The organism is Streptomyces sp. RP5T (assembly GCF_003933965.1).
GTDB lineage: Bacteria > Actinomycetota > Actinomycetes > Streptomycetales > Streptomycetaceae > Streptomyces.
In genome coordinates, this window is the sequence record NZ_RSAJ01000463.1 from 1 (window position 1) to 6622 (window position 6622).

At 68.6% G+C, this 6622-nt stretch carries 6 protein-coding genes and 1 tRNA gene; 1 reads left to right on the forward strand and 6 read right to left on the reverse strand.

Features of this window, described 5'->3' with window-relative positions:
- Positions 1-223 precede the first annotated feature (223 nt).
- The 6 genes from pth to EHS43_RS33480 form a co-directional block, all read right to left on the reverse strand.
- On the reverse strand, positions 224-826 hold the full coding sequence (gene pth, locus EHS43_RS33455) for an aminoacyl-tRNA hydrolase (RefSeq protein ID WP_125194410.1): 603 nt from the start codon (positions 824-826) through the stop codon (positions 224-226).
- Between the two features lie 73 nt (positions 827-899).
- Positions 900-1493 (reverse strand): 50S ribosomal protein L25/general stress protein Ctc, encoded by a 594-nt coding sequence (locus EHS43_RS33460; protein ID WP_125194411.1) that lies wholly within the window; start codon positions 1491-1493, stop codon positions 900-902.
- A 196-nt stretch (positions 1494-1689) separates the two neighbouring features.
- Positions 1690-2670, reverse strand: coding sequence for a ribose-phosphate diphosphokinase (locus EHS43_RS33465; protein ID WP_125194412.1), 981 nt, complete (start codon positions 2668-2670; stop codon positions 1690-1692).
- A 132-nt stretch (positions 2671-2802) separates the two neighbouring features.
- Positions 2803-4251 carry a bifunctional UDP-N-acetylglucosamine diphosphorylase/glucosamine-1-phosphate N-acetyltransferase GlmU gene (glmU, locus tag EHS43_RS33470; protein WP_125194413.1) on the reverse strand — a complete coding sequence of 483 codons (1449 nt, stop codon included), beginning with the start codon at positions 4249-4251 and terminating at the stop codon, positions 2803-2805.
- Between the two features lie 112 nt (positions 4252-4363).
- A tRNA-Gln gene (locus tag EHS43_RS33475) sits at positions 4364-4438 on the reverse strand.
- Between the two features lie 22 nt (positions 4439-4460).
- Complete coding sequence (locus tag EHS43_RS33480) at positions 4461-5321, reverse strand: hypothetical protein (protein ID WP_125194414.1); 861 nt, start codon at positions 5319-5321, stop codon at positions 4461-4463.
- Positions 5322-5487: 166 nt separating this feature from the next.
- Between EHS43_RS33480 and EHS43_RS33485 the strand changes: the two genes are divergently transcribed.
- Positions 5488-6622, forward strand: a 1135-nt coding sequence (locus EHS43_RS33485) for a sensor histidine kinase (RefSeq protein ID WP_125194415.1), incomplete at its 3' end; no start/stop codon positions are given.

Below are 6622 nucleotides of genomic sequence, written 5' to 3' on the forward strand. Positions count from 1 at the left end.
CTCCCGCCCCTTGGTCAGCATCACGTACTGCGCGCTGCCCCAGGACCCCCACACCCCCGCGACCAGGAGCAGCAGCGCGACCGCCGCCATCGACGCGCGCTGCCCGAACCGCAGCGCGGCGACCGAGGCCCGGCGGGTGGTGAGGGCGGTGGCAGGCATGGCCGGGATCATTGGCCATGGCCCCGCGCGGGGTCAACTCCGGCCCGGAACACCGCCGGACAAGTCAGGAGTTGTACGTGCTCTGCGCCCGCTCCAGCCCCTCGATCACCAGGGCCTCCACCGCGTCGGCCGCCCGGTCCACGAAGTAGTCGAGCTCCTTGCGCTCGCTCGACGAGAAGTCCTTCAGCACGAAGTCCGCGACCTGCATACGGCCCGGAGGGCGCCCGATCCCGAACCGCACCCGGTGGTACTCCGCCCCGAACGCCTTCGTCATCGACTTCAGCCCGTTGTGACCGTTGTCCCCGCCGCCCAGCTTCAGGCGCAGGACGCCGTAGTCGATGTCCAGCTCGTCATGGATCGCCACGATGTGGGCGACCGGCACCTTGTAGAAGTCCTTGAGCGCGTTCACCGGACCGCCGGACAGGTTCATGAAGGACATCGGCTTGGCCAGGATCACCCGGCGGTTCGCCGGCCCCGGCGGCCCGATCCGCCCCTCCACGACCTGCGCCTGCGCCTTCCCGGCCCGCTTGAACCGGCCCCCGGTCCGCTCGGCCAGCAGATCGGCCACCATGAAACCCACGTTGTGCCGATTGCCCGCGTACTCGGGACCGGGGTTGCCCAGGCCGACGATCAGCCAGGGGGCGCCTGCAGGGGTGGTCACGTCCATCTCTCCTCACGTGCAACAGCCGCCGCCCCCCGAAGGGAGCAGCGGCTGGAGCTTATACGGCGAGCGCTCGGGCTCAGGCCTCGGCGGCCTCGTCGCCGGCGCCCTCTTCACCCGCGGACTCCTCGGCCTGCGCGGCCAGGACCTGAAGGACGACCGTCTCGCCGTCGACGTCCAGCGTGGTGCCCTTCGGCAGGGTGATGTCCTTGGCGAGGATGGAGTCACCGGCGGCCAGGCCCGCGATGGAGACGGTGACCGACTCGGGGATGTGCGTGGCCTCGGCCACGACCGGAAGCGCGTTCAGGACGTGCTCCAGCAGGTAGGCACCCGGAGCCAGCTCGCCCTCGGTCTGGACGTAGATCTCGACGTTGACCTGCTCGCCGCGCTTGACCAGCTGAAGGTCGACGTGCTCCAGGAAACCCTTGATCGGGTCGCGCTGCACGGACTTCGGGATGGCCAGCTCGTTGGTCTTGCCGTCGATGTCCAGGGCGATCAGGACGTTCGACGTACGCAGCGCGAGCAGCAGCTCGTGGCCCGGAAGGGTCAGGTGAATGGGGTCGGAACCGTGACCGTAGAGAACACCGGGAACCTTGCCGGCACGGCGGACACGGCGGGCGGCGCCCTTGCCGAACTCGGTACGGGTCTCGGCGGTGAGCTTGACCTCGGACATGCGGATCACTCCTCGTAACTCAGGAACGGACGTGGTCACCCGGCCACGAACGGCCTGCTACGAAGAGCGCGTCGATAACGGACCGCCGCATCCATGGATACGGCCTCCCTCGCCGAGCAACGGGAGCAGTCTACTCGGCGCGGAAGGCCGTAGAAAAATCGATCATGCAGAAGCGTTTTTCGCGATGCCCGCGCGCCTACTGCTCGTCGAAGAGGCTGGTCACCGACCCGTCCTCGAACACCTCACGCACCGCGCTCGCGATCGTCGGCGCGATCGACAGAACCGTCAGCTTGTCCAGGTCCCGGCCCAGCTCACCCGGCGTCGGCAAGGTGTTCGTGAACACGAACTCGCTCACCCGGGAGTTCTTCAGCCGGTCCGCGGCCGGACCCGACAGCACACCGTGCGTCGCCGTCACGATGACATCCTCCGCACCGTGCGCGAACAACGCGTCCGCCGCCGCGCAGATGGTGCCACCCGTGTCGATCATGTCGTCGACCAGGACGCACACACGGCCCTTGACCTCACCCACGACCTCGTGGACGGTCACCTGGTTCGCCACGTCCTTGTCGCGCCGCTTGTGCACGATCGCCAGCGGCGCACCCAGCCGGTCGCACCAGCGGTCCGCGACCCGCACCCGGCCCGCGTCCGGGGACACCACCGTCAGCTTGTCCCGGTCGACCTTGCGGCCCACGTAGTCCGCCAGCAGCGGCAGCGCGAACAGGTGGTCCACCGGACCGTCGAAGAAGCCCTGGATCTGGTCGGTGTGCAGATCCACGGTCAGGATCCGGTCCGCGCCGGCCGTCTTCATCAGGTCCGCGATCAGCCGCGCCGAGATCGGCTCACGGCCCCGGTGCTTCTTGTCCTGCCGCGCATAGCCGTAGAACGGCACGATGACCGTGATGGAGCGGGCCGACGCACGCTTCAGCGCGTCGATCATGATCAGCTGCTCCATGATCCACTGGTTGATCGGAGCCGTGTGGCTCTGGATCACGAAGCAGTCGGCACCACGCGCCGACTCCTGGTAGCGGACGTAGATCTCGCCGTTCGCGAAGTCGAAGGCCTTGGTCGGGACGACCCCGACACCCAGCTGCTGGGCGACCTCCTCGGCAAGCTCGGGGTGGGCGCGGCCGGAGAAGAACATCATCTTCTTCTCGCCGGTCGTCTTGATCCCGGTCACAGCACTGTCTCCTCAGAGGTGTCTCAGCCTGCTGGCCACAGACACGCCGCTGGGCGCGGCGGGCCGTCTCAGCTGGTGGGGTGCGGGTGTGCACTTATCACGGTACGACGACTTTGGCGCACCTGTTTCCGGTCAGTCCTCGCTCGCGCCCTCCCGGGAAGCCGCCTCGGCCGCCTTCGCCGCCGCGCTCCCCGGACGCTTCCGGGCCACCCAGCCCTCGATATTCCGCTGCTGGCCACGGGCCACGGCCAGCGAACCGGGCGGCACATCCTTCGTGATCACCGAACCTGCGGCCGTGTACGAACCGTCCCCGACCGTGACAGGCGCCACAAACATGTTGTCCGAACCCGTGCGGCAATGCGACCCCACGGTCGTGTGGTGCTTCTCCTTGCCGTCGTAGTTCACGAACACACTCGCGGCACCGATGTTCGTGTACTCACCGATCGTGGCGTCCCCGACATACGAGAGATGCGGGACCTTCGTCCCCTCGCCGATGGAGGAGTTCTTCGTCTCCACGAACGTCCCGATCTTGCCCTTCACCCCCAGCCGGGTCCCCGGACGCAGATAGGCGAACGGCCCCACGCTCGCGCCCGCCCCGATGTGCGCACGGTCGGAAACCGTGTTGTCGACCCGGGCGCCGGCCTCCACGACCGTGTCCCTCAGACGGCTGTTCGGACCCACCTCGGCACCCTCGCCGACATGCGTCGCACCGTGCAGCTGCGTACCCGGGTGGACGACGGCGTCCTGCCCGAAGGTGACGGTCACATCGACCCACGTGGTCGCCGGATCGATGACGGTGACACCGGAGAGCATCGCCCCGGTCAGCAGCCGGTCGTTCAGGATCCGCCGCGCCTCGGAGAGCTGCACCCGGTTGTTGATCCCCGCGATCTCACGGTGATCCGCCGCGACACAGGCACCCACCCGGTGCCCCGCCTCACGCAGGATCCCGAGAACGTCCGTCAGGTACTCCTCGCCCTGCGAGTTGTCCGTACGAACCTTGCCCAGCGCGTCCGCGAGCAACTCCCCGTCGAACGCGAACACCCCCGAGTTGATCTCCCGGATCGCCCGCTGCGCCTCGGAGGCGTCCTTGTGCTCCACGATCTCGGTCACGGCACCGGAGGCCTCGTCCCGCACGATCCGCCCGTACCCGGTCGCGTCCGGCACCTGCGCGCTCAGCACGGTGACCGCGTTGCCGTCCGCGGAGTGCGTGGCGGCAAGGGCGTTGAGGGTCTCGCCGGTCAGCAGCGGGGTGTCCCCGCACACCACCACCACGGTCCCCTCGACCCGGCCGCCCAGCTCCTCCAGCGCCATCCGTACGGCGTGCCCGGTGCCGTTCTGCTGCGCCTGCACGGCCGTTCGTACGTCGGTGTCGGTGGCGGCGAGATGGGCGGTGACCTGCTCCCGGGCGTGCCCCACGACCACGACGAGGTTCTCGGGGTCCAACTCGCGGGCGGCGGCCAGCACATGGCCCACGAGGCTGCGACCGCACAGCTCGTGCAGGACCTTGGGTGTGGCCGACTTCATACGGGTGCCCTCACCCGCTGCGAGAACGACGACGGCTGCCGGGCGAATGGCGCTCACGGGATGCCCTTCGGCTGTGGAGAGGGTGGGGTGACATCCGCAGGATACCGGGGCGTTTCCGGGGGGACATGAGAGCGGGCCCTGACAGTGCTGTCAGGGCCCGGCTGGAGTGTGGCTCCCCCGCCAGGACTCGAACCCGGACAGATGGCACCAAAAGCCACAGTGCTGCCAATTACACCACGGGGGAATAATTCGACTAAACCGGACATTCAGTCAGGTTGTCGAGTGGCGGCTCCTACTATGCCGTACCAGGCGCCCTCCATGCGACGGTACAGATCGGCGCTCTGCCGGACGTAAATCACGAGACAGCCGTGATAGGTGTCTCCGGTGTTCTTGCGAACCGTCCGGGGGTTGTGCCGTTTCAGGGTGGCTTTGCTCAAGGCTGCCGTATCGACACCGGCGATGTCCGCCCAGAACTCCTCAGCGGCCGCCACGTCTGCGGTCTCGTGAATGCTGACGCGCAGGGTCAGGCGTTCCCGCTGCACCCCGAGGAACTCGAGCCAGCGCAGGAAGAGTCTGATCACGTTGGGGTCGCTGTTGATGAAGTGCAGCACCTCGGTCCGGCGGTACGCCTTGTCCTTGGCGCCCTCGGCCCAGTAAAGAGCCACTCCGGCGATGAAGAGTTCGCGGTCGGACATGGTGCCGATGTCCGCCGCCGCGGCCGCCTTGGTCCGTCGCCTTTCCTCGTCCCGCACCGCCAGCTCGTGCTCCCATCGCTTGCGTGCGGCCAACTTCGCCTGTTCCGCCGGGTCGCGACGCTCGGGCTTCGGCAGGTCCCGTACCCACAGCGACACCGAACTCTTCGAACAGCCCAGTTCGGCCTCGATCCGGTCATACGTCCAGCCCTGCAGTCGCAGCTCCCGAGCCCTCTCGCGCAGGTCGTCCTTGGCGCGGGGGCGTTTCGTCCATTCCGGCGGCGGTTCCCCCTTCACGAGCTGGTTGAGGATGTCGTTGTTGAAGATCTTCAACTCGTCGCGGATCTGCCGGAGGCTGTGGCCTTCGCGCCGCAAGGCGACCGCCCGCTCCCGCAGTTCCTCGAAGTCCGCGTGCTTGCTCCGTGGATGTGCCATGGGCATACCGTCCGGTGGAATGTGCTCTTCCGGGCTCGAACGGTGAGCGATTCAGCAGTTCGAGGGATATCGGGCTGTTTCGTAGTCGATCGGTCACTCGACGTGGTGTAGGCCAGTCGTTGAAAGTCACCGGAAATCCGGCGCGCGGCGACCGTAGGCTGGAGGCATGACCACGACGGGGGAAGACACCACCGCGGCGCAGAAGGGGCCGTGGTGGTGGGCGCGGTGGCGCAGTGCGGTACTGGACGTGAGCCTGGCGTCGGCGTCCGCGGTGGAGTGCGCGTTCGAGGGTGTCCGGTTCGCGCAGGACGCGGGGATCCCGATGGCCGCGGGGATCGTGTTCGGGGTGCTGGCGGGGTCGGTGCTGGTCGTCCGGCGCAAGTGGCCGATCGCCGTGGTGCTCGTGAGCATCGCCATCACGCCCGCCCAGATGGGCTACCTCATGGGCATCGTCGGCCTGTACACGCTTGCCGCGTCCGAGCTGCCCCGCCGGATCATCGGCTCGCTGGCGGGGATGTCCCTGGTCGGGATGCTGATCGTGATGTTCGTGCGGGTCCGGCAGGACATGGCGCACGGCGAACTGGACCTGGGGGACTGGTTCGTTCCCTTCGCGTCGATCACGACCGCGATCGGGATGACCGCCCCGCCGTTGCTGCTCGGGCTGTACGTGGGGGCCCGGCGTCGGCTCATGGAGAGTCTGCGGGAGCGGGCCGACGACCTGGAGCGGGAGCTTCAGCTGCTGGCCGAGCGGGCCGAGGAGCGGGCGGAGTGGGCGCGCAGTGAGGAGCGGACCCGGATCGCGCGGGAGATGCACGATGTCGTCGCGCACCGGGTGAGCCTGATGGTGGTGCACGCGGCCGCCCTGCAGGCCGTGGCCCGCAAGGATCCCGAGAAGGCCGTGAAGAACGCGGCGCTGGTGGGGGACATGGGACGCCAGGCGCTCACCGAGCTGCGGGAGATGCTCGGGGTGCTGCGCAGCGGGGACGGGTCGGGCCGGCCGGAGCGGTCGGCGGTTCCGCTGGTCGCGGTGGGGGTGGCGGCGGCCGCGGCGGTCTCGCGGGTCGTGGAGGAGAGCGACGGTCCCTGTCTGGACGATCTGGAGACGCTGATCGGGCAGTCGGCCGCGGCGGGGATGGCGGTGGATCTGTCGGTCGAGGGCGAGGTGCGGTCGTACGGTGCGCAGATCGAGCAGACGGCGTTCCGGGTCGTGCAGGAGGCGTTGACCAACGTCCACAAGCACGCGGCGGGGGCGAAGACGCATGTGCGGCTGGCGCACCGGGTGTCGGAGATCGCGATGCAGG

Coding starts and splice junctions, on each gene's coding strand:
- pth (WP_125194410.1), bottom strand. CDS start 826: ATGGACGTGACCACCCCTGCAGGCGCCCCCTGGCTGATCGTCGGCCTG.
- EHS43_RS33460 (WP_125194411.1), bottom strand. CDS start 1,493: ATGTCCGAGGTCAAGCTCACCGCCGAGACCCGTACCGAGTTCGGCAAG.
- EHS43_RS33480 (WP_125194414.1), bottom strand. CDS start 5,321: ATGGCACATCCACGGAGCAAGCACGCGGACTTCGAGGAACTGCGGGAG.